This is a genomic window from Streptomyces sp. NPDC090077 (assembly GCF_044747545.1).
Classification (GTDB): Bacteria; Actinomycetota; Actinomycetes; order Streptomycetales; family Streptomycetaceae; genus Streptomyces.
Genome location: NZ_JBIVEG010000014.1, coordinates 67,863 through 86,184 on the forward strand (window position 1 = coordinate 67,863; position 18,322 = coordinate 86,184).

The 18,322-nt window shown below is 72.9% G+C and carries 19 protein-coding genes; 15 read left to right on the plus strand and 4 right to left on the minus strand.

Annotated elements, in window-relative coordinates; translation table 11 throughout:
- Position 1: 1 nt before the first annotated feature.
- Complete coding sequence (locus tag ACIPW5_RS23125; RefSeq protein ID WP_401248200.1) at positions 2–1,279, minus strand: sensor histidine kinase; 1,278 nt, start codon at positions 1,277–1,279, stop codon at positions 2–4.
- A gap of 146 nt (positions 1,280–1,425) precedes the next feature.
- Between ACIPW5_RS23125 and ACIPW5_RS23130 the strand changes: the two genes are divergently transcribed.
- Together ACIPW5_RS23130 and ACIPW5_RS23135 are read left to right on the plus strand one after the other, a co-directional pair.
- The gene (locus ACIPW5_RS23130; RefSeq protein WP_401247936.1) at positions 1,426–2,514 is read left to right on the plus strand and encodes an ABC transporter permease; all 1,089 of its coding nucleotides are present in this window, start codon (positions 1,426–1,428) and stop codon (positions 2,512–2,514) included.
- Positions 2,511–3,221 carry an ABC transporter ATP-binding protein gene (locus tag ACIPW5_RS23135; protein ID WP_401247939.1) on the plus strand — a complete coding sequence of 237 codons (711 nt, stop codon included), beginning with the start codon at positions 2,511–2,513 and terminating at the stop codon, positions 3,219–3,221. Before ACIPW5_RS23130 ends, ACIPW5_RS23135 begins: the two co-directional genes overlap by 4 nt.
- A gap of 90 nt (positions 3,222–3,311) precedes the next feature.
- On the opposite strand, the gene ACIPW5_RS23140 is transcribed toward ACIPW5_RS23135, so the two are convergent.
- Positions 3,312–4,115, minus strand: a complete 804-nt coding sequence (locus tag ACIPW5_RS23140; protein ID WP_007267406.1) for an IclR family transcriptional regulator — start codon at positions 4,113–4,115, stop codon at positions 3,312–3,314.
- Positions 4,116–4,451: 336 nt separating this feature from the next.
- Here ACIPW5_RS23140 and allB point away from each other — a divergent pair, with 336 nt between their 5' ends.
- Both allB and alc read left to right on the plus strand, forming a co-directional pair.
- Positions 4,452–5,786 carry an allantoinase AllB gene (gene allB, locus ACIPW5_RS23145; protein WP_401248203.1) on the plus strand — a complete coding sequence of 445 codons (1,335 nt, stop codon included), beginning with the start codon at positions 4,452–4,454 and terminating at the stop codon, positions 5,784–5,786.
- 2 nt (positions 5,787–5,788) lie between these two features.
- Complete coding sequence (gene alc / locus ACIPW5_RS23150) at positions 5,789–6,901, plus strand: allantoicase (protein ID WP_401247942.1); 1,113 nt, start codon at positions 5,789–5,791, stop codon at positions 6,899–6,901.
- A 102-nt stretch (positions 6,902–7,003) separates the two neighbouring features.
- Here alc and ACIPW5_RS23155 read toward each other — a convergent pair whose 3' ends face one another.
- Entirely contained in the window at positions 7,004–7,738 is a 735-nt protein-coding gene (locus tag ACIPW5_RS23155; protein WP_401247944.1) for an SDR family oxidoreductase, read from the minus strand.
- A gap of 173 nt (positions 7,739–7,911) precedes the next feature.
- On the opposite strand from ACIPW5_RS23155, the gene ACIPW5_RS23160 reads away from it, so the two are divergent.
- Together ACIPW5_RS23160 and ACIPW5_RS23165 are read left to right on the plus strand one after the other, a co-directional pair.
- The gene (locus tag ACIPW5_RS23160; protein WP_401247946.1) at positions 7,912–8,529 is read left to right on the plus strand and encodes a dihydrofolate reductase family protein; all 618 of its coding nucleotides are present in this window, start codon (positions 7,912–7,914) and stop codon (positions 8,527–8,529) included.
- Between the two features lie 125 nt (positions 8,530–8,654).
- Positions 8,655–9,569: a DMT family transporter gene (locus ACIPW5_RS23165; protein ID WP_401247949.1), complete on the plus strand. Its 915-nt coding sequence runs from the start codon at positions 8,655–8,657 to the stop codon at positions 9,567–9,569.
- 99 nt (positions 9,570–9,668) lie between these two features.
- Here ACIPW5_RS23165 and ACIPW5_RS23170 read toward each other — a convergent pair whose 3' ends face one another.
- Positions 9,669–10,673, minus strand: coding sequence for a Gfo/Idh/MocA family oxidoreductase (locus ACIPW5_RS23170; RefSeq protein WP_401247956.1), 1,005 nt, complete (start codon positions 10,671–10,673; stop codon positions 9,669–9,671).
- Between the two features lie 142 nt (positions 10,674–10,815).
- Between ACIPW5_RS23170 and ACIPW5_RS23175 the strand changes: the two genes are divergently transcribed.
- The 9 genes from ACIPW5_RS23175 to ACIPW5_RS23215 all read left to right on the plus strand — a co-directional run bounded on the left by ACIPW5_RS23175 (position 10,816) and on the right by ACIPW5_RS23215 (position 18,320).
- On the plus strand, positions 10,816–11,826 hold the full coding sequence (locus tag ACIPW5_RS23175) for a sugar ABC transporter substrate-binding protein (RefSeq protein WP_401247959.1): 1,011 nt from the start codon (positions 10,816–10,818) through the stop codon (positions 11,824–11,826).
- Positions 11,823–12,863, plus strand: coding sequence for an ABC transporter permease (locus ACIPW5_RS23180; RefSeq protein WP_401247961.1), 1,041 nt, complete (start codon positions 11,823–11,825; stop codon positions 12,861–12,863). Before ACIPW5_RS23175 ends, ACIPW5_RS23180 begins: the two co-directional genes overlap by 4 nt.
- Positions 12,860–13,696 carry an ATP-binding cassette domain-containing protein gene (locus tag ACIPW5_RS23185; RefSeq protein ID WP_401247963.1) on the plus strand — a complete coding sequence of 279 codons (837 nt, stop codon included), beginning with the start codon at positions 12,860–12,862 and terminating at the stop codon, positions 13,694–13,696. Before ACIPW5_RS23180 ends, ACIPW5_RS23185 begins: the two co-directional genes overlap by 4 nt.
- Positions 13,693–14,862, plus strand: a complete 1,170-nt coding sequence (locus ACIPW5_RS23190) for an ROK family glucokinase (protein WP_401247966.1) — start codon at positions 13,693–13,695, stop codon at positions 14,860–14,862. The genes ACIPW5_RS23185 and ACIPW5_RS23190 overlap by 4 nt, the downstream gene beginning before the upstream one ends.
- The gene (locus tag ACIPW5_RS23195) at positions 14,859–15,458 is read left to right on the plus strand and encodes a hypothetical protein (RefSeq protein ID WP_401247969.1); all 600 of its coding nucleotides are present in this window, start codon (positions 14,859–14,861) and stop codon (positions 15,456–15,458) included. Before ACIPW5_RS23190 ends, ACIPW5_RS23195 begins: the two co-directional genes overlap by 4 nt.
- A 37-nt stretch (positions 15,459–15,495) precedes the next feature.
- Positions 15,496–16,128 carry an MBL fold metallo-hydrolase gene (locus tag ACIPW5_RS23200; protein ID WP_401247971.1) on the plus strand — a complete coding sequence of 211 codons (633 nt, stop codon included), beginning with the start codon at positions 15,496–15,498 and terminating at the stop codon, positions 16,126–16,128.
- A gap of 30 nt (positions 16,129–16,158) precedes the next feature.
- Complete coding sequence (locus ACIPW5_RS23205) at positions 16,159–16,938, plus strand: exodeoxyribonuclease III (RefSeq protein WP_401247974.1); 780 nt, start codon at positions 16,159–16,161, stop codon at positions 16,936–16,938.
- A gap of 75 nt (positions 16,939–17,013) precedes the next feature.
- Entirely contained in the window at positions 17,014–17,454 is a 441-nt protein-coding gene (locus ACIPW5_RS23210) for a DUF6278 family protein (RefSeq protein ID WP_401247977.1), read from the plus strand.
- Positions 17,455–17,576: 122 nt separating this feature from the next.
- The gene (locus ACIPW5_RS23215; RefSeq protein ID WP_401247980.1) at positions 17,577–18,320 is read left to right on the plus strand and encodes an amino acid ABC transporter ATP-binding protein; all 744 of its coding nucleotides are present in this window, start codon (positions 17,577–17,579) and stop codon (positions 18,318–18,320) included.
- Positions 18,321–18,322: the final 2 nt, after the last annotated feature.

An 18,322-nucleotide genomic window follows, 5' to 3' on the forward strand; every position in this document is an offset into this window, starting at 1 on the left:
GTCAGGCCTCCACGGGCAGCGGCAGGGTGACGGCCACGGCGGTGCCCTGGCCCGGGTCGGACTCCACGGTGAACAGCCCGCCCAGCGACTCGGCCCGCGCCCGCATCGCCGGCAGGCCGAAGCCGCCCCCGCCGGAGGCGGCGCCGGCGGGGTCGAAGCCCCGGCCGTCGTCGACCACGTCCAGGGTGACCGAGGTGTCCATGAAGGTCAGGGTGATCTCGGCCCGCCCGGCAGCCGCGTGCCGCACCACGTTGGCCAGCGCCGACTGGGCGATCCGCAGCAGGGCCACCTCGTACGGGGTGGGCAGGGCCCGGGGGGAGCCGCTGACGGAGAAGCGCACGCGCGGCCCCGGCGCCCCCGAGCACAGCCGCTCCAGCGCCGCGGCCAGCGAGCCGTGTTCCAGGTCCGGGGGAGTCAGGGCCCGTACGAAACGTCGTGCCTCGGCCAGGTTGTCCTGCGCGGCCTCGCGGGCCCGGGCGATGTGCCCGAGCGCCGCCGCCGTCGGGGACGGGGGCACGGCCGCCGCCGGAGCCCGCAGGGCCGCGCCGGAGGCACCGGCCACGGGGTTCCCGCCGGCCGTGGGCTGCGGCGGGGTCCGGTCCGCCGGACCCTCGGAGAGCGCCCGCTCGGCCGCCCGCAGCAGCAGCTGGATGGAGGACAGGCCCTGGGCCAGGGTGTCGTGGATCTCCCGCGCGAGCCGCTCCCGCTCCGCGAGGATCCCCGCGCCCCGCTCGGCCGCCGCCAGCTCGGCCCGGGTGGCGATGAGCTCCTCGATCAGCTCGCGGCGGCGTTCGCTCTCCCGGTACAGCGCCTGGTAGCCCAGCACCGTGGCCACGGCCACGGCCCCGCCCAGCAGCGGCCCGAGGAAGGCCCCCGGGGTGACGGTGCCGCTGTGCGCGAGGAAGCCGCCGATGGCCGCGCAGGCGGTGGCCGCGACGGCCGTCAGGCCCCAGCGCAGCCGCAGCAGGTGCAGCTCCAGGAAGTACAGCGGGAAGGCGATCCACACCCCGTCGGGGGAGACGGCCAGCAGCGCGGCCCACACCGCGCCCACCCCGGCCAGCCACAGTCCGGCGGCCCGCGCCGAGCGGTGGACGGCGGGGGCGCGCACGCCCGCCGCGTAGACGGCGGCCAGCAGGGAGCTGAGGCCGATCACCCAACCGGCGTGCGGCGCGGAGTCGGCGACGGCCCGCGCGCAGGCCAGCGCGAGCAGCCCGAGGAGCAGCGCGTGCAGGCACAGCCGCAGGACGCGGGTGACGGGGGTGAGGGGGCGGGAGGGCAGTGCGGCAGACATCGTCCGACCAGCGTAAGCGGGCCGTCCGGGGCACCGGTCAACCGAAAGTTTGATGTCCGGATGCCACCTTCGATACCAGGATGCCTACCGTGGCGCGATGCCCCGGGCCCGCGTGCGACACCAAGGTGGGGGACATGTTCGTCGCATGGAGAGATCTACGGTTCGCCAAGGGCCGTTTCGCCCTCATGGGCTCGGTCGTACTGCTGATCACGCTGCTGGTCGGCCTGCTGTCGGGGCTCACCTCCGGACTGGCCCGGGAGAACATCTCGGCCGTCACCGGGCTGCCCGCCTCGCACCTGGCCTTCGCGGCGCCCGCCGGGGACCAGAAGGTCTCCTTCACCCAGTCCCAGCTGCCCGCCGGCGCCTGGAAGACCTGGCGGGCACGGCCCGGGGTCGAGGCCGCGCAGCCGCTCGGCATCCGCACCACCAACGCCGTGGCGGACGGGCGCACCGCCGCCGTCTCCGTCTTCGGAGTGGAGCCGGCCGGCCGGCTCGCACCCGCCGGAACGGGGCTCGGCCGGGGCCGGGTGGTCCTCACCGAGAAGGCGGCGAAGGAGCTCGGCGGCCTGACCGCCGGGAGCCGGGTCCGGATCGGGACGCTGGAGCTGACCGTCGCCGCCGTCTCGGGCACGGCCGCCTACAGCCACACCCCGGTGGTGTGGGCGGACCTGGACGACTGGCAGCGCGTCGGCAACCCCGGGACCTCCCCGGAGGCCGTCGCCACCGTCATCGCCCTCGAAGGCGCGGGGGACACGGACTGGGCGGCCGGCGACGAGGCCGCGGGCACGAAGACGCAGACGGTCGAGGAGGCCCTGGGCGCCATAGGGTCCTACCAGGCCGAGAACGGCTCGCTCCAGCTGATGCGCGGCTTCCTCTTCGCCATCTCCGCCCTGGTCATAGGGGCCTTCTTCACCGTCTGGACGATCCAGCGCAGCGGCGACATCGCGGTGCTGAAGGCGCTGGGCGCCTCCACCCCGTACCTGCTGAAGGACGCCCTCGGCCAGGCGGTGGTGATGCTGGGGATCGGCACCGGGGCCGGTACCGCGCTCGCGGCCGGCATCGGCGTCCTGATCAGCGGCGGCGACGTGCCCTTCGTCCTGGACGCCGCCACCGTGCTGGCCCCCGCCGCGATCATGATCGTGCTCGGTGCGCTGGGCGCGGCCCTGTCCATCCGGCGGATCACCGCCGTCGACCCGCTGACCGCCCTGGGGAGCGCCCGATGACCCTGCTCGTTGACGACGTCACGCTCACCTACCCCGACGGGGACGGACGCCTCACCGCGCTCGACGCGGTGTCCCTGGAGGTGCCCGCGGGCACCCTGACCGCGATCGTGGGGCCCTCCGGCTCGGGGAAGTCCAGCCTGCTGGCCGTGGCGGCCACCCTGGTCACCCCGGACTCCGGCCGGGTCGTGGTCGCGGGCCGGGACACCAGCCGGCTCGGGCCCGCGGAGAAGTCGGCGCTGCGCCGGGAGCGGATCGGCATCGTCTTCCAGCAGCCGAACCTGCTGGCCTCGCTGACGGCCGCCGAACAGCTCCAGGTGATGGCCCACGTCTCGGGCCGCCCCTCCCGGGAGCTGCGCCGCCGGGCCCTGGAGCTGCTGGACGCGGTGGGCCTCGCCGACAAGGCCGGCAAGCGCCCGCACGAGCTGTCGGGCGGGCAGCGCCAGCGCGTGAACATCGCCCGGGCCCTGATGAACGAGCCGGCCGTGCTGCTGGTGGACGAGCCGACCAGTGCCCTCGACCACGAGCGCGGCGCGGCCGTCCTCGACCTGCTGGTCGCCCTCACCCGGGAGCGTTCCACCGCCACGGTGCTGGTCACGCACGACCGCACCCACCTGGACCGGATGGACCGTACGGCGACCATGGCCGACGGCCGCCTCACCCTGGCCGCGCCCGCCGCGCCCTCCACCGCGTCCGTCCCGGCGGTCTGAGCGCGCCCGTACGTGCGAGTGCCCCGGCACCCTCCCGCAGGGGGAGGGTGCCGGGGCACTCGCCGTACGCCTGGGCCGTACGCCCCGGCCCTACGCCGGGGTCTGGCTCTGCAGGGCCACCGACAGCTCGGCGGCCACGCCCTGGAGGATCGGCACGAAGGACTCGGCCACCGCCTGGGTCACCCGGCCCGCCGGACCGGAGATGGAGATCGCGGCGGCGGTCGGCGAGTCGGGCACGGACACGGCCAGGCAGCGGACTCCTATTTCCTGCTCGTTGTCGTCGACCGCGTAGCCCACCCTGCGGACCTGCTCCAGGGCCTCCAGGAAGCCCTCGGGGGTGGTGATGGTCTTCTCGGTCGCGGCCGGCATCCCGGTGCGGGCCAGCAGGGCCCGGACCTCGTCGGCCGGGGTGTGCGCGAGCAGCGCCTTGCCCACGCCGGTGGAGTGCGGCAGGACGCGCCGGCCGACCTCGGTGAACATGCGCATGGAGTGCTTGGACGGCACCTGGGCGACGTAGACGATCTCGTCGCCGTCGAGCAGGGCCATGTTCGCGGTCTCCCCGGTCTCCTCGACCAGGCGGGCGAGGTAGGGGCGGGCCCAGGTGCCCAGCAGCCGCGACGCGGACTCGCCGAGGCGGATGAGCCGGGGGCCGAGGGAGTAACGTCGGTTGGGCTGCTGCCGGACGTACCCGCACGCGACGAGGGTGCGCATCAGGCGGTGGATGGTCGGCAGCGGCAGCCCGCTGGCGGCCGACAGCTCGCTGAGGCCGACCTCGCCGCCGGCATCGGCCATGCGTTCGAGCAGATCGAAGGCGCGCTCGAGGGACTGGACGCCACCGCCGCCGGCGGTGGGCTTGGCGGAAGCGTCGGTGGTGCTGGCGCTGGACGTCGGCACGGCGCGGTCCTTTCGGTGCTGGCAGGCAAGGAAGCAGCCTACCGGTCGGTCGGCGTCGGCCCTAGAGCCGGTACCTCGCCGTCCTCGCCGGTCAGAGGTGGTTTGTCCTGGTGGTGCACGCCCTCGGGAAGTTACCCGCCCGATCTGCGGTGGTGGTAGCTACATTCTGGATAGCGAAATCTTAATTCCATCCTGTGGAAACATCCAATTGCGGTGAGAGTGTGTCAGCGGTCCCTCCGGGTGCTCTTGACTGGCCCCGGATCGGGGTGAAGACTCCGTCAACAGAACGTTGAATTTCGCTCTGTGGAAGTAGATGGGGAGGTTCCGGTGGCCGACGTGGCAGTGGAACTGGTACTGCGCTCGACGCGCGTCATCACCCCCGAGGGGACGCGCGCCGCCTCGGTGGCCGTCGCCGGCGGGAAGATCACGGCCGTGCTGGCGCACGACGCCGAGGTACCGGCCGGAGCCCGGCTGGAGGACCTCGGCGACGACGTCCTGCTCCCCGGCCTGGTGGACACCCATGTCCACGTGAACGACCCGGGCCGCACCGAGTGGGAGGGCTTCTGGACGGCCACCCGCGCCGCGGCGGCCGGCGGCATCACCACCATCCTGGATATGCCGCTCAACTCCCTGCCGCCGACCACCACGGTCGACAACCTGCGCGTCAAGCAGGAGGTCGCCCGGGCCAAGGCGCACGTGGACGTCGGCTTCTGGGGCGGCGCCCTGCCGGACAACGTCAAGGACCTGCGCCCGCTGCACGACGCCGGCGTCTACGGCTTCAAGTGCTTCCTGTCGCCCTCGGGCGTGGACGAGTTCCCGCTGCTCGACCAGGAGCAGCTGGCCACCTCGCTCGCCGAGATCACCGGCTTCGGCGGCCTGCTGATCGTGCACGCCGAGGACCCGCACCACCTGGAGTCCGCCCCGCAGAACCCGGGCCCCAAGTACGCCGACTTCCTGGCCTCCCGCCCCCAGGACGCCGAGAACACCGCGATCCAGAACCTGATCGACCAGGCGAAGCGGCTCAACGCCCGCGTGCACGTCCTGCACCTGTCCTCCGCCTCCGCGCTGCCCCTGATCGCCGCGGCCAAGGCCGAGGGCGTCCAGGTCACGGTCGAGTCCTGCCCGCACTTCCTCACCCTCACCGCCGAGGAAGTCCCGGACGGCGCGACCGAGTTCAAGTGCTGCCCGCCCATCCGCGAGGCCGCGAACCAGGACGTCCTGTGGGACGCGCTCGCCGACGGCACCATCGACTGCATCGTCTCCGACCACTCGCCCTCCACCGCGGACCTGAAGACCGGCGACTTCGCCACCGCGTGGGGCGGCATCTCCTCCCTCCAGCTGGGCCTGCCCGCCATCTGGACCGAGGCGCGCAAGCGCGGCCGCACCCTCGAAGAGGTCGCGCGCTGGATGTCCACCGCCCCGGCCGCGCTGGCCGGCCTGGCGCAGAAGGGGGCCATCGAGGCCGGCCGTGACGCCGACTTCGCCGTCCTGGCCCCCGAAGAGACCTTCACCGTGGACCCGGCCGAGCTGCACCACCGCAACCAGGTCACGGCGTACGCGGGCAAGACCCTGCACGGCGTCGTGAAGTCCACCTGGCTGCGCGGCACGCAGATCGCCGACCACGGCACCCCGACCGAGCCCACGGGCCTCCTCCTCGAAAGGCAGAACTGACAGTGGCGATCCCTTCCTTCACCGGTAACGCGAACCCGTACGGGGGCGGCGACCCGTACGCGGACTACCGCACCGCGGAGTTCCCCTTCACCCAGTACGCGAACCTCGCCGCCCGAGAGCTGGGCGCCGGTGTCATCGCCGCCAACGACGAGTTCTTCGCCGAGCGCGAGAACCTGCTGATCGCCGAGGCCGGCCACTTCGACCCCGAGCACTTCGGCCACAAGGGCAAGGTCATGGACGGCTGGGAGACCCGCCGCCGCCGCGGCATCTCCGCCGAGCAGCCCTGGCCGACCGCCGAGGACCACGACTACGCCCTGATCCGTCTCGGCGCCCCCGGCGTCATCCGCGGCATCGTCGTCGACACCGCCCACTTCCGCGGCAACATGCCGCAGGCCGTGTCCGTCCAGGGCGCGTCCGTCGAGGGCTCCCCGACCGAGGCGGAGCTGCTCTCCGACGACGTCAAGTGGACGACCCTCGTCGAGCGCACCCCGGTCGGCGGCCACGCGGCCAACGGCTTCGAGGTCAACGTCGAGCAGCGCTTCACCCACCTGCGGCTGAACCAGCACCCGGACGGCGGCATCGCCCGCCTGCGCGTCTACGGCGAGGTGCGCCCCGACCCGAAGTGGCTCGCCGTGCTGGGCACCTTCGACGTCGTCGCCCTGGAGAACGGCGGCTCGGTCGAGGACGCGTCCAACCGCTTCTACTCCCCGCCGACCAACACCATCAACCCGGGCCGCTCCCGCAAGATGGACGACGGCTGGGAGACCGCCCGCCGCCGTGACAACGGCAACGACTGGATCCGCTACCAGCTCGTCGCCGAGTCCGAGATCCGCGCCGTGGAGATCGACACCGCCTACCTCAAGGGCAACTCGGCCGGCTGGGCCTCGCTGTCGGTCAAGACGGGCGAGGAGGGCGAGTGGACGGAGTTCCTGCCGCGCACCCGCCTGCAGCCCGACACCAACCACCGCTTCGTGCTGGACGCCCCGGCGGTCGGCACCCACGTGCGGATCGACATCTTCCCGGACGGAGGCTTCTCCCGCCTGCGCCTGTTCGGTTCGCTGACGGAGGGCGGCGCGGCCGCGCACGCCGCCCGTCACCAGGAGCTGGGCGGCTGATCCGCCCCGCCGCGTGACCCGCTCCGGGGGCCGACACCCCCGGGGCCCGGGCACGGCCCTGTGGGGGCGCACCGCACGCGGTGCGCCCCCACAGGCGTCCCGTCAGGCGGCGTGGCCGCCGTCGACCGAGAACTCCGCCCCGGTGACGTACGCGGCGTCCGGCCCGGCGAGGAAGGACACCATGGCGGCCACCTCCCCGGGGGTGCCGTAGCGTCCGAGGGCCGTCAGCGTGCGCTGCTGGTCCGCGGAGGGGCCGTCGGCCGGGTTCATGTCGGTGTCCGTGGGGCCCGGGTGGACCAGGTTCGCCGTGATGCCGCGCCCGCCGAGCTCCCGCGCCAGGGCCTTCGTCAGGCCCGTCATGGCCGCCTTGCTCATCGCGTACAGGGTGCCGCCCGGGCCGGGCACCCGGCCCACCATGCAGCTGCCGATGGTCACGATGCGGCCGCCGGGGCCCATGTGCCCCGCCGCGGCCTGCGCGGCCAGGAAGGCGCCCCGGACGTTGACGCCGATGACCCGGTCCACGTCGGCGGCGCCGAGGGAGCCGACCGGCCCGATGACCCCCACCCCGGCGTTGTTGACCAGCACGTCGAGCCGTCCCAGCGCCCGTACGGTCTCCTCGACCGCCGTCCGGGGGCCGTCGGCGGCGCCCGCGTCGGCCCGTACGGCCAGCCCCCGGCGGCCGAGCGCCTCGATCTTCCCGACGACCTCCGCCGCGCCCTCGGCGCCGTGGACGTAGCTGACCGCCACGTCGAAGCCGTCCTCGGCCAGCCGCAGCGCGGTGGCCGCTCCGATACCCCGGCTGCCGCCCGTCACCAGGGCCACCGTGTTGCCGTTCATTGTCGTTCCTCCCGGATCCGTTCCCGCATTTGGTTGCGGGTTCAATGAAATCCGTGGGGGGCGGACGGTGCTGGCGGGAATCCGACCTCGCGTTCACGCGCGCCGCACCGATGAGTCCGGGCACCGGCGGGAGTCTGAGGAGGAGAAGCACCCGACACAAGGAGCGCCGCGCCATGGGCAAGCTGACCCTCACCACCTTCCTGACCCTCGACGGAGTGATGCAGGCCCCCGGCGGCCCCGACGAGGACCGCAGCGGCGGCTTCGCGTACGGCGGCTGGCTGGTGCCCTTCGCCGACGAGGGCATGGGGGAGTTCGTGACCGAGCTCTTCGGCCGGGCCGGGGCCTTCCTCCTCGGCCGCCGGACCTACGAGATCTTCGCCTCCTACTGGCCGCTGCACGACGACCCGGCCGACCCGGTCCCGAACAAGCTCAACCGGCTGCCGAAGTACGTCGCCTCCACCACCCTGAAGGACCCCGACTGGGGTCCGGCCACCGTCGTGGACGGGGAGCACCTCCAGGCGGAGATCGTCCGGATCAAGGACGCGCTGGAGGGCGAGCTCCAGGTGCACGGCAGCGGGCAGCTGGCCCAGTGGCTGCTCGCGCGCGACCTCGTCGACGAGCTCAACCTGCTGGTCTTCCCCGTCTTCCTCGGGGCGGGCCGCCGGCTGTTCCCCACGGGCGGCCTGCCCACGGCCTTCGAGCTGACCGCCTCCCGCACCACCGGCAGCGGCACCGCCATCCACACCTACCGCACCACGGGCCGCGCCTCCTTCGGCACCTTCGCGGACTGACCGGGACGCCCGCACAGGGGCACGGGATAACGGGTCGACCGGGAAGATCCACTCGGCTACGGTGGGCCCGCACCCGTGCGAGCCGCCGCCGTCTCCACTCCCTTCCCGCCGTCGGAGCCGCCCCGGTGTCCACCCTCGCCGCCCCCGCGCCCGCCCTCGCCCCCCGCCGCGCCTGGCTCGCGGACCTGCCCGTGCTGCTCGTCGCCGTCGTCTGGGGCGGCAGCTACCTCGCCGCCAAGGGCATCACCGCCACGCACACCGTGATCGCCGTCCTCGTGCTGCGGTTCGCGCTCGTGCTCCCCGTGCTCGTCCTCGCCGGGTGGCGGCGGCTGCGCGCGCTGCGCCCCGCCCAGCTGCGCGGCGCCGCCGCGCTGGGCCTCGTACTCGGCGGGATCTTCCTGCTGGAGACCTACGGGGTGGTGCACACCTCCGCCACCAACGCCGGGCTGATCATCAGCCTGACCATGATCTTCACCCCGCTCGCCGAGTCCGCCGTGCGCCGCAGGAAGCCCCCGGCCGCCTTCCTCGGGGCGGCCGCCGTCTCGGTCGCGGGGGTGGTGCTGCTGACCCAGGGCGCCGGGTTCACCGTGCCCGGCACCGGCGACCTGCTGATCCTCGGCGCGGCCCTGGCCCGCACCCTGCACGTGCTGCTGATGGCACGGATCAAGGCTGTCCAGGACGCCGACTCGCTCTCGCTGACCAGCGTCCAGCTCGGCACCGCCGTGCTGGTCTTCGCCCTGCTGGCGGCACTGCCCGGCACCGGCGACAGCCCCTGGGCGGCGGCCGCCGGCTTCGGACCCGCCGAATGGGCCGGGCTCGCCTTCCTCTCCGTCTTCTGCACCCTCTTCGCCTTCTTCGTGCAGATGTGGGCCGTACGCCGCACCTCGCCCTCCCGCGTCAGCCTGCTGCTCGGCACCGAACCGCTGTGGGCGGCCGCCGCGGGCATCGCCATCGGCGGCGAGCACCTCGGCGCCGCCGGCCTCGCCGGAGCGGCCCTCGTCCTGGCAGGCACCGCCTGGGGACGCCGCGCGGCGGGCTGAGGGCCCGGGCCCGCGCCGATTGGCCGGTATACGGCTCCTGCGGGCTTGATCACCGGGCCTACTGTGGCCCGCATGCCCGCCGGAGCCCGCACCCGCGCCCTACAGGTCCGGGAGCTCCGCCAGCCGTACGGGCCGCCGCTCCCGCCGGGAGCGCTCGCAGGCCTCGGCCACCCGGAACGCGGCGAGCGCCTGGAGCCCGTCGCAGGGGTTGTCCCCCTCGCCGCGCACCAGCCGTACGAACGCCGCCAGCTCGGCCTCGTAGGCGGGGGCGAACCGCTCCAGGAACCCGCTCCAGGGCTTGCTCGCCGGGGGCGGGCCGTGCGGCTCCGTCGAGGCGATCGGCGTACGGTCGTCCAGCCCGGAGGACACCTGGTCCAGCTCCCCGGCCAGCTCCATCCGCACGTCGTACCCGGCGCCGTTGCAGCGGGTCCCGGTGCTGGTGACCAGTGTCCCGTCGTCCAGGGTCAGGACGGCGGCGGCCGTGTCCACGTCCCCCGTCTCGCGGAACCGCGCCGGGCCCGCGTCGGCGCCGGTCGCGTACACCTCGGCCACCTCGCGCCCGGTCACCCAGCGGACCATGTCGAAGTCGTGCACCAGGCAGTCCCGGTACAGGCCCCCGGAGGACGCGAGGTACTCCGCCGGCGGCGGGGCCGGGTCGGCTGTCATCGTGCGCACCGTGTGCAGCCGCCCCAGGGCCCCCGAGCGGACCAGCTCCCGCGCGGTGCGGCAGCCCGCGTCGAACCGCCGCATGAAGCCGACCTGGAGCAGCCCCCGGGCCGCGCCCACCTCGCGCAGCACGGCCAGGGTGCGGTCCAGGTCCGGGGCCAGCGGCTTCTCGCAGAACACCGGCAGCCCGCCGCGCACCGCCCGGACCACCAGGTCGGCGTGGCCCTCCGTGGCGCAGGCCACCACCACGGCGTCCACGCCCCAGGTGAACACCTGGTCGACCGACGGAGCCGCGGTGGCCCCCAGCCGGTCCGCGAGCCGCGCGGCCCGCCCGGGGTCGGCGTCGGCCAGCAGCAGCGAGCCGGCGTCCGGGTGGCGGGCCAGTGCGGCCGCGTGGAAGGAGCCGATCCGGCCCGTTCCGATCAGCCCGATGCGCATGCACTCAACGTGACCCCGTACGGGGGACCTGTCAATCTGCCCGGCCGTGCCCCGATGACCCTTCATGGTCCACTGTGGCGGATACTGGGCGGCTGAAACCGGAATGACCGATTGATGACGGACGAGGGAAGGGCACGGGGACGTGGCTAGGGTTCGGACAGGGGTACGCGTCGTCGGCGCCGTGCTCGCGGCGGTACTGGGGGCCTCCCTCGCGGGCTGCAGCAGCACGGGCGGCAAGCGCGCCGAGGAGCGGGCGAAGGCCGCGCAGGCGGGCCGGCCCGCCGTGTCCACGCCGCGCTGGACCTTCGCGATGGTCACCCACGCGGGCGACGGCGACACCTTCTGGGACATCGTGCAGAAGGGCGCCAAGGAGGCCGCGGCGAAGGACAACATCAACTTCGTCTACTCCCACGACGACCAGGCGCAGCAGCAGGCCCAGTTCGTGCAGAACGCCATCGACCAGAAGGTCGACGGGATCATCGTCAGCCTCGCCAAGCCCGAGGCCCTCAAGGACGTCCTCGGCAAGGCCGTCAAGGCGGGCATCCCGGTGGTCACGGTCAACTCCGGCTCCGCCCAGTCCGCCGAGTACGGGGCGCTCACCCACATCGGGCAGGACGAGGAGATCGCCGGCGAGGCCGTCGGCACGGAGCTGACCAGGCGCGGGAAGAAGAAGGCCGTCTGCGTCCTGCACGAGCAGGGCAACGTGGGCCACGAGCAGCGCTGCGCCGGGGCGAAGAAGACCTTCGGCGGCTCGATGGAGAACCTGTACGTCGAGGGCACCAACATGCCCTCCGTGCAGGCCGCCATCCAGGCCAAGCTCCAGGCCGACCCCTCCGTCGACTCGATCGTGACCCTCGGCGCGCCCTTCGCACCCACCGCCGTCAAGGCGAAGGACGCGGCGGGCAGCAAGGCCGAGGTGGACACCTTCGACCTCAACGAGTCCGTGGCCCGCGACCTGAAGTCCGGGGCGCTGGGCTTCGCCGTGGACCAGCAGCCGTACCTCCAGGGCTACGAGGCCGTGGACCTGCTGTGGCTCTACCGCTACAACGCGGACGTCCTCGGCGGCGGCCGCCCGGTGCTGACCGGCCCGCAGATCGTCACCGCGGCCGAGGCGGCCAAGCTGGAGGAGTACATCAAGCGGGGCAGCCGATGAGCACCCCCGCCGCCCCCGCCGTCGACGAACGGCTCGCTCCCACCTCGTACGTCCGCCGGCTGCTGGGCCGCCCCGAGCTGGGGGCGGTCGTCGGTGCCGCCGCGGTCTTCGTCTTCTTCTGCTTCGCCGCCGACAGCTTCCTGAAGCCCTCCAGCCTGAGCACGGTCCTGTACTCGGCCTCCACCATCGGGATCATGGCGGTCCCGGTCGCCCTGCTGATGATCGGCGGCGAGTTCGACCTGTCCGCCGGTGTCATGGTCACCACGTCGGCGCTGTTCAGCTCGATGTTCAGCTACCAGATGACCGCCAACGTCTGGGTCGGCGTCCTCGTGTCCCTGCTGGTCACCCTGGCCATCGGCTTCTTCAACGGGTTCATGCTGACCCGCACCCGGCTGCCGAGCTTCATCATCACGCTCGGCACCTTCCTGATGCTGACCGGCCTGAACCTCGGCTTCACCAAGCTGATCAGCGGCTCGGTCTCCACCAAGTCCATCGCCGACATGGAGGGCTTCTCCTCGGCGCGGGCCCTGTTCGCCTCGCAGTGGAACATCGGCTCGGTCACCCTCAAGGTCACCATCCTGTGGTGGCTGGCGCTGGTCGCCGTCGCCACCTGGATCCTGCTGCGCACCCGCGCGGGGAACTGGATCTTCGCCGTCGGCGGCGGAGCCGACGCGGCCCGCGCCACCGGCGTCCCGGTGGTCAAGACCCGGATCGGCCTCTACATGGGGGTCGCGCTGTGCGCCTGGATCTCCGGGCAGCACATCCTCTTCTCCTTCGACGTCGTCCAGTCGGGCGAGGGCGTCGGCAACGAGTTCCTCTACATCATCGCCGCCGTCATCGGCGGCTGTCTGATGACCGGCGGCTACGGTTCCGCGATCGGCTCGGCCGTCGGCGCCTTCATCTTCGGCATGACCAGCAACGGCATCGTCTACGCGCAGTGGAACCCGGACTGGTTCAAGTTCTTCCTGGGCGCCATGCTGCTGCTCGCCACGCTGCTGAACGCATGGGTCCGCAAGCGGGCGGAGGCGCGGTCATGAGCACACCCCTGGTGAAGCTGACGGACGTCAGCAAGTACTACGGCAACATCCGCGCCCTCCAGGGGGTCACCCTGGAGGTGTCGGCGGGCGAGATCACCTGCGTGCTCGGCGACAACGGTGCCGGCAAGTCCACCCTCATCAAGATCATCGCGGGGCTGCACCGCCACGACGCCGGCAGCTTCGAGATCGAGGGCGTGGAAACGGAGCTCGCCAACCCGCGCGCCGCACTCGACCACGGCATCGCCACCGTCTACCAGGACCTGGCCGTCGTCCCCCTCATGCCGGTCTGGCGGAACTTCTTCCTCGGCTCGGAGCCGACGAAGGGCCGCGGCCCCTTCCGCCGCCTCGACGTCGACCTCATGCGCGAGACCACCCGCACCGAGCTGCTGCGCATGGGCATCGACCTGCGCGACGTCGACCAGCCGATCGGCACCCTCTCCGGCGGCGAGCGGCAGTGCGTGGCCATCGCCCGCGCCGTGTACTTCGGAGCGAAGGTCCTCGTCCTGGACGAACCCACCGCGGCCCTCGGCGTCAAGCAGTCCGGCGTGGTCCTCAAGTACGTCGCCGCCGCCCGCGACGCGGGCCTCGGCGTGGTCCTCATCACCCACAACCCGCACCACGCGTACCTGGTCGGGGACCGCTTCGTGCTCCTCAAGCGGGGCGCCATGGCGGGCAGCCACACCCGCGACTCGATCACCCTGGACGAACTCACCCGGCAGATGGCGGGCGGCTCGGAGCTGGAGGAGCTGAGCCACGAGCTGGAGCGGGTGGCAGAATCAGGGGCGACCACCCCATCCGATCCGGCCACCGACAGGGACGAAACCACTCGATGAGCACGTACCGGGACTTCACGCTCGCCCACCGGGGGGCGGCCCGGGGCACCGTCCTGCGGACCGTCGGGACCCGTGAGCGCCGCTCGCTGCGCACCGCCCCACGCGTCCCGACCGTCGGCATCGACATCGGCGGCACCAAGGTGATGGCCGGCGTGGTCGACGCCGACGGGGTCATCCTGGAGAAGATCCGCACCGAGACCCCGGACAAGTCCAAGAGCCCCAAGGTCGTCGAGGACACCATCGTCGAGCTGGTCCTCGACCTCTCCGACCGGCACGACGTGCACGCGGTCGGCATCGGCGCCGCCGGCTGGGTCGACGCCGACCGCTCCCGCGTCCTGTTCGCCCCGCACCTGGCCTGGCGCGACGAGCCGCTGCGCGACGCCCTCCAGTCCCGGCTCGCGGTCCCGGTCATGGTGGACAACGACGCGAACACCGCGGCCTGGGCCGAATGGCGCTTCGGCGCCGGCCGGGGCGAGGACCACCTCGTCATGATCACCCTGGGCACCGGCATCGGCGGGGCCATCCTGGAGGGCGGCCAGGTCAAGCGCGGCCGCTTCGGGGTGGCCGGCGAGTTCGGCCACATGCAGGTCGTTCCCGGCGGGCACCGCTGCCCGTGCGGCAACCGCGGCTGCTGGGAGCAGTACAGCTCCGGCAACGCCCTGGTCCGCGAGGCCCGCGAGCTGGCCGCCGCCGACTCCCCGGTCGCGTACAACATCATCGCCAGGGTCGGCGGCAACGTCCAGGAGATCACCGGCCCCCTCATCACCGAGCTGGCCCGCGAGGGCGACGCCATGTGCGTCGAGCTCCTCCAGGACATCGGCCAGTGGCTCGGCGTCGGCATCGCCAACCTCGCCGCCGCCCTCGACCCCGCCTGCTTCGTCATCGGCGGCGGCGTCAGCGCCGCCGACGACCTGCTGATCGGCCCCGCCCGGGACGCCTTCCGCCGCCACCTCACCGGCCGCGGCTACCGCCCCGAGGCCCGCATCGCCAAGGCCCAGCTCGGCCCCGAGGCCGGCATGGTCGGCGCCGCCGACCTCGCCCGGCTCGTCGCCCGCCGTTTCCGCCGCGCCACCCGCCGGCGCGTCGAGCGGTACGAGCGCTACGCGCAGCTGGGCCGGCGCGGCGCCGCGGGCCCCACGGACCCCAAGGATCAGGAACAGCAGTGACACCGCCCTCCCTGCCCCGCCAGGCCTCCTCCCCCGAAGCGGGCGGTTCGCAGCCGCCCACCGCCGAGGAGCGCGAGGACCGCCGGCACACCGTACGGCGCCGCTGGGTCACCGCGATCATCATCGTGCTGCTCATCGGGGTGCCCGCGGGCTACCTGTTCGTCTCGGCCCAGCAGAGCCGGCAGAGCGGCAGGGACAAGGCGGCCCGGGTGACCGCGGTCAAGGTGCGCACCGACTGGCCGTCCCGGGTGCAGCGCAGCATCTACGAGGTGCCGATCCCGCTGACGGCCTCCCACGTCGGCTACCTGGAGACCAACAACTGGCACACCAGCAGGCTCTACGTGCAGTTCCAGCTCAAGGCCGAGGAGCTGGACCCCTTCCTGGCCGCCGTGGGCACCAGCCGCGGGGCGCTCACGCCGGGGGTCTCGGTCTCCGACCGCGACGCCGGGGTCGCCGGCTGGAGCTGGAGCCCGCAGCACACCTGGTCCGGGGTCACCCTGGAGGCGGAGGACCCGCGTCCCACCCGGGACGTCACGGTCGACTTCACCAACCCGGCCGCCCCCCGCGTGTACGTGGTGTCCACCACCGTCCCGTAGCGGCCCCGCTCCGGGCCCGGCCGCCTATGGTGGGATCATGAAGCTCACCAAACGGCTGCACTCCTGCGTCCAGTTGGAGAAGGACGGGCGCGTGCTCGTCATCGACCCGGGCGCCTTCAGCGAACCGGACGCGGGGCTCGGCGCGGACGTCCTGCTGGTCACCCACGAGCACCCCGACCACTTCGACGAGGGCCGGCTGCGCGCGGCGCTCGACGCGAACCCGGCCGCCGCCCTGTGGACCCTGCGCAGCGTCGCGGACAAGATGGCCGCCGCCTACCCGGGCCGGGTGCACACGGTGGGCCACGGGGACGCCTTCACCGTGGCCGGCTTCGAGGTCCAGGTCCACGGCGAACTGCACGCCGTGATCCACCCCGACATCCCGCGGGTCACGAACGTCGGGTACCTCGTGGAGGGCTCCCTCTTCCATCCCGGGGACGCGCTGACCGTGCCCGGCGTCGCGGTGGAGACGCTGATGCTGCCCGTGCACGCGCCGTGGAACAAGGTCGCCGAGGTGATCGACTACGTCCGCGAGGTCAAGCCGGCCCGGGCCATCGACATCCACGACGCCTACCTCGCGGACATCGCCCGGCCCATCTACGACACGGCCCTGGCCAACCTCGGCGGCGCCCCGCACAGCCGCCTCGGCGCGGGCGAGAGCGCCGCGCTCTGACTGTCGGTGCCGGGCGGTAGGTTGGTGAGCATGCGTATCGCCACGTTCAACGTCAACTCGATCACCGCCCGGCTGCCGCGCCTGCTGGCCTGGCTGGAGAGCTCCGGCACGGATGTGCTCTGCATCCAGGAGACCAAGTGCTCCGCGGAGCAGTTCCCCGCCGCCGAGCTGCGCGAGCTGGGCTACGAGTCGGCCGTCAACGCCACCGGCCGGTGGAACGGCGTGGCCCTGCTGTCCCGGGTCGGGCTGGAGGACGTCGTGATGGGGCTGCCGGGCGGCCCCGACTACGAGGGCGTCCAGGAGCCCCGCGCCATCTCGGCCACCTGCGGCGGGGTGCGCGTCTGGTCGGTGTACGTGCCCAACGGCCGCGAGGTCGAGCACGACCACTACGGCTACAAGCTGAACTGGTTCGGCGCGCTGACCACCGCCATCGCCGAGGACGCCGCCGGCACCCGCCCCTTCGCGGTCCTCGGCGACTTCAACGTGGCGCCGACCGACGAGGACGTGTACGACCCGGCCGTCTTCGCGGGCCTCACGCACGTCACCCCCGCCGAGCGGGCCGCCCTGGAGGCCCTGCGGGCCGCCGGGCTGTCCGACGTCATGCCGCGCGCGCTCAAGTACGACCGCCCGTACACCTTCTGGGACTACCGCCAGCTCGCCTTCCCCAAGAACCGGGGCATGCGCATCGACCTGGTGTACGGGAACGAGCCCTTCGCGAAGGCGGTCAAGGACGCGTACGTCGACCGCGACGAGCGCAAGGGCAAGGGCGCCTCCGACCACGCCCCGGTCGTCGTCGACCTCGACGTTTAGCAGGACGCCGGGAAGACGGAGGGATCAAGGCGCGCCCTGTGGCCAGCCGGGGATCCGGGTGTCAGGCTGGTCGGTATGAACATCCCTTTCCTGGCCAACTGGCGGAACCGGCACGAAACGGAACAGGGTGCGGAGCTCGCCGCCGCCCTCGCGGATGATCCCGAGGGCGTCGCCGAACTGTTCTCGGAGTGCGAGATGCTGCGGTCCCAGGCGTGGGCGGCCGGACTGGAACTCGACCAGACCCCGGCCTCGTTGGAGGCACTGGACCAGCTGATGCCCCGCTGGCGCCGGGACCCGGAGGTGGCGCCCTGGCTGGGCAACGACGCCGGGTTCTACCTCGGGACCGTGATCGTGCGCAGCCTCCCGGGCGCCGGCTGGCAGGTCTGGCCCAACGGCCAGCCGGTGATCCGGCTCGCGTCCGGGCGCGAGCTCAACGTGATCGAGTCGGGGCTGTCCTGGGCGATGACCGGCTCCCCGGAGCTCAGCCAGGCCTACGCCGAGGCCTCCGAGGGCTGACCGAAGGGCCAATGTAGGCCAATGTTCTTTATGTACCTTTTTGGCGTGTCGAGGTGAAGTCCCCCCGACGGCTGGATAGTTTGCGCTGACCTCGACACACCGACAAGTGGGCAGGGCAGCGTATGGCCGTCGATCCGTTGATCGAGCTGCGGGACGTCAACAAGCACTACGGGACCCTGCACGTCCTCCAGGACATCAACCTCACCGTCGGCCGCGGGGAGGTGGTGGTGATCATCGGGCCCTCCGGGTCCGGCAAGTCCACCCTCTGCCGGACGATCAACCGGCTGGAGACCATCGAGTCCGGCACCATCACCCTCGACGGCCGGCCGCTGTCCGCCGAGGGCAAGGAGCTGGCGGGCCTGCGCGCCGAGGTCGGCATGGTCTTCCAGTCCTTCAACCTCTTCGCGCACAAGACCGTCCTGGCCAACGTCTCGCTCGCCCAGGTCAAGGTGCGCAAGCGCAAGAAGGAGGAGGCCGACAAGCGCTCCCGGGAACTCCTGGAGCGGGTCGGCCTCGCGAGCCAGGCCGACAAATTCCCCGCCCAGCTCTCCGGCGGCCAGCAGCAGCGGGTGGCCATCGCCCGCGCCCTCGCCATGAACCCCAAGGCGCTGCTCTTCGACGAGCCCACCTCCGCCCTCGACCCGGAGATGATCAACGAGGTGCTGGAGGTCATGCAGCAGCTCGCCCGCGACGGGATGACCATGGTCGTGGTCACCCACGAGATGGGCTTCGCCCGCTCCGCCGCGAACCGCGTCGTCTTCATGGCCGACGGCCGGATCATCGAGGACCGCACACCGGAGGCCTTCTTCACCGCCCCCGAGAGCGACCGCGCCCGGGACTTCCTCTCCAAGATCCTCAAGCACTGAGG

Bases quoted from the DNA above. Each gene is read 5' to 3' on its own strand.
- ACIPW5_RS23130 (WP_401247936.1), top strand. From the start codon at position 1,426: ATGTTCGTCGCATGGAGAGATCTACGGTTCGCCAAGGGCCGTTTCGCC.
- ACIPW5_RS23135 (WP_401247939.1), top strand. From the start codon at position 2,511: ATGACCCTGCTCGTTGACGACGTCACGCTCACCTACCCCGACGGGGAC.
- ACIPW5_RS23155 (WP_401247944.1), bottom strand. From the start codon at position 7,738: ATGAACGGCAACACGGTGGCCCTGGTGACGGGCGGCAGCCGGGGTATC.
- ACIPW5_RS23160 (WP_401247946.1), top strand. From the start codon at position 7,912: ATGGGCAAGCTGACCCTCACCACCTTCCTGACCCTCGACGGAGTGATG.
- ACIPW5_RS23170 (WP_401247956.1), bottom strand. From the start codon at position 10,673: ATGCGCATCGGGCTGATCGGAACGGGCCGGATCGGCTCCTTCCACGCG.
- ACIPW5_RS23180 (WP_401247961.1), top strand. From the start codon at position 11,823: ATGAGCACCCCCGCCGCCCCCGCCGTCGACGAACGGCTCGCTCCCACC.
- ACIPW5_RS23185 (WP_401247963.1), top strand. From the start codon at position 12,860: ATGAGCACACCCCTGGTGAAGCTGACGGACGTCAGCAAGTACTACGGC.
- ACIPW5_RS23190 (WP_401247966.1), top strand. From the start codon at position 13,693: ATGAGCACGTACCGGGACTTCACGCTCGCCCACCGGGGGGCGGCCCGG.
- ACIPW5_RS23200 (WP_401247971.1), top strand. From the start codon at position 15,496: ATGAAGCTCACCAAACGGCTGCACTCCTGCGTCCAGTTGGAGAAGGAC.
- ACIPW5_RS23205 (WP_401247974.1), top strand. From the start codon at position 16,159: ATGCGTATCGCCACGTTCAACGTCAACTCGATCACCGCCCGGCTGCCG.
- ACIPW5_RS23210 (WP_401247977.1), top strand. From the start codon at position 17,014: ATGAACATCCCTTTCCTGGCCAACTGGCGGAACCGGCACGAAACGGAA.
- ACIPW5_RS23215 (WP_401247980.1), top strand. From the start codon at position 17,577: ATGGCCGTCGATCCGTTGATCGAGCTGCGGGACGTCAACAAGCACTAC.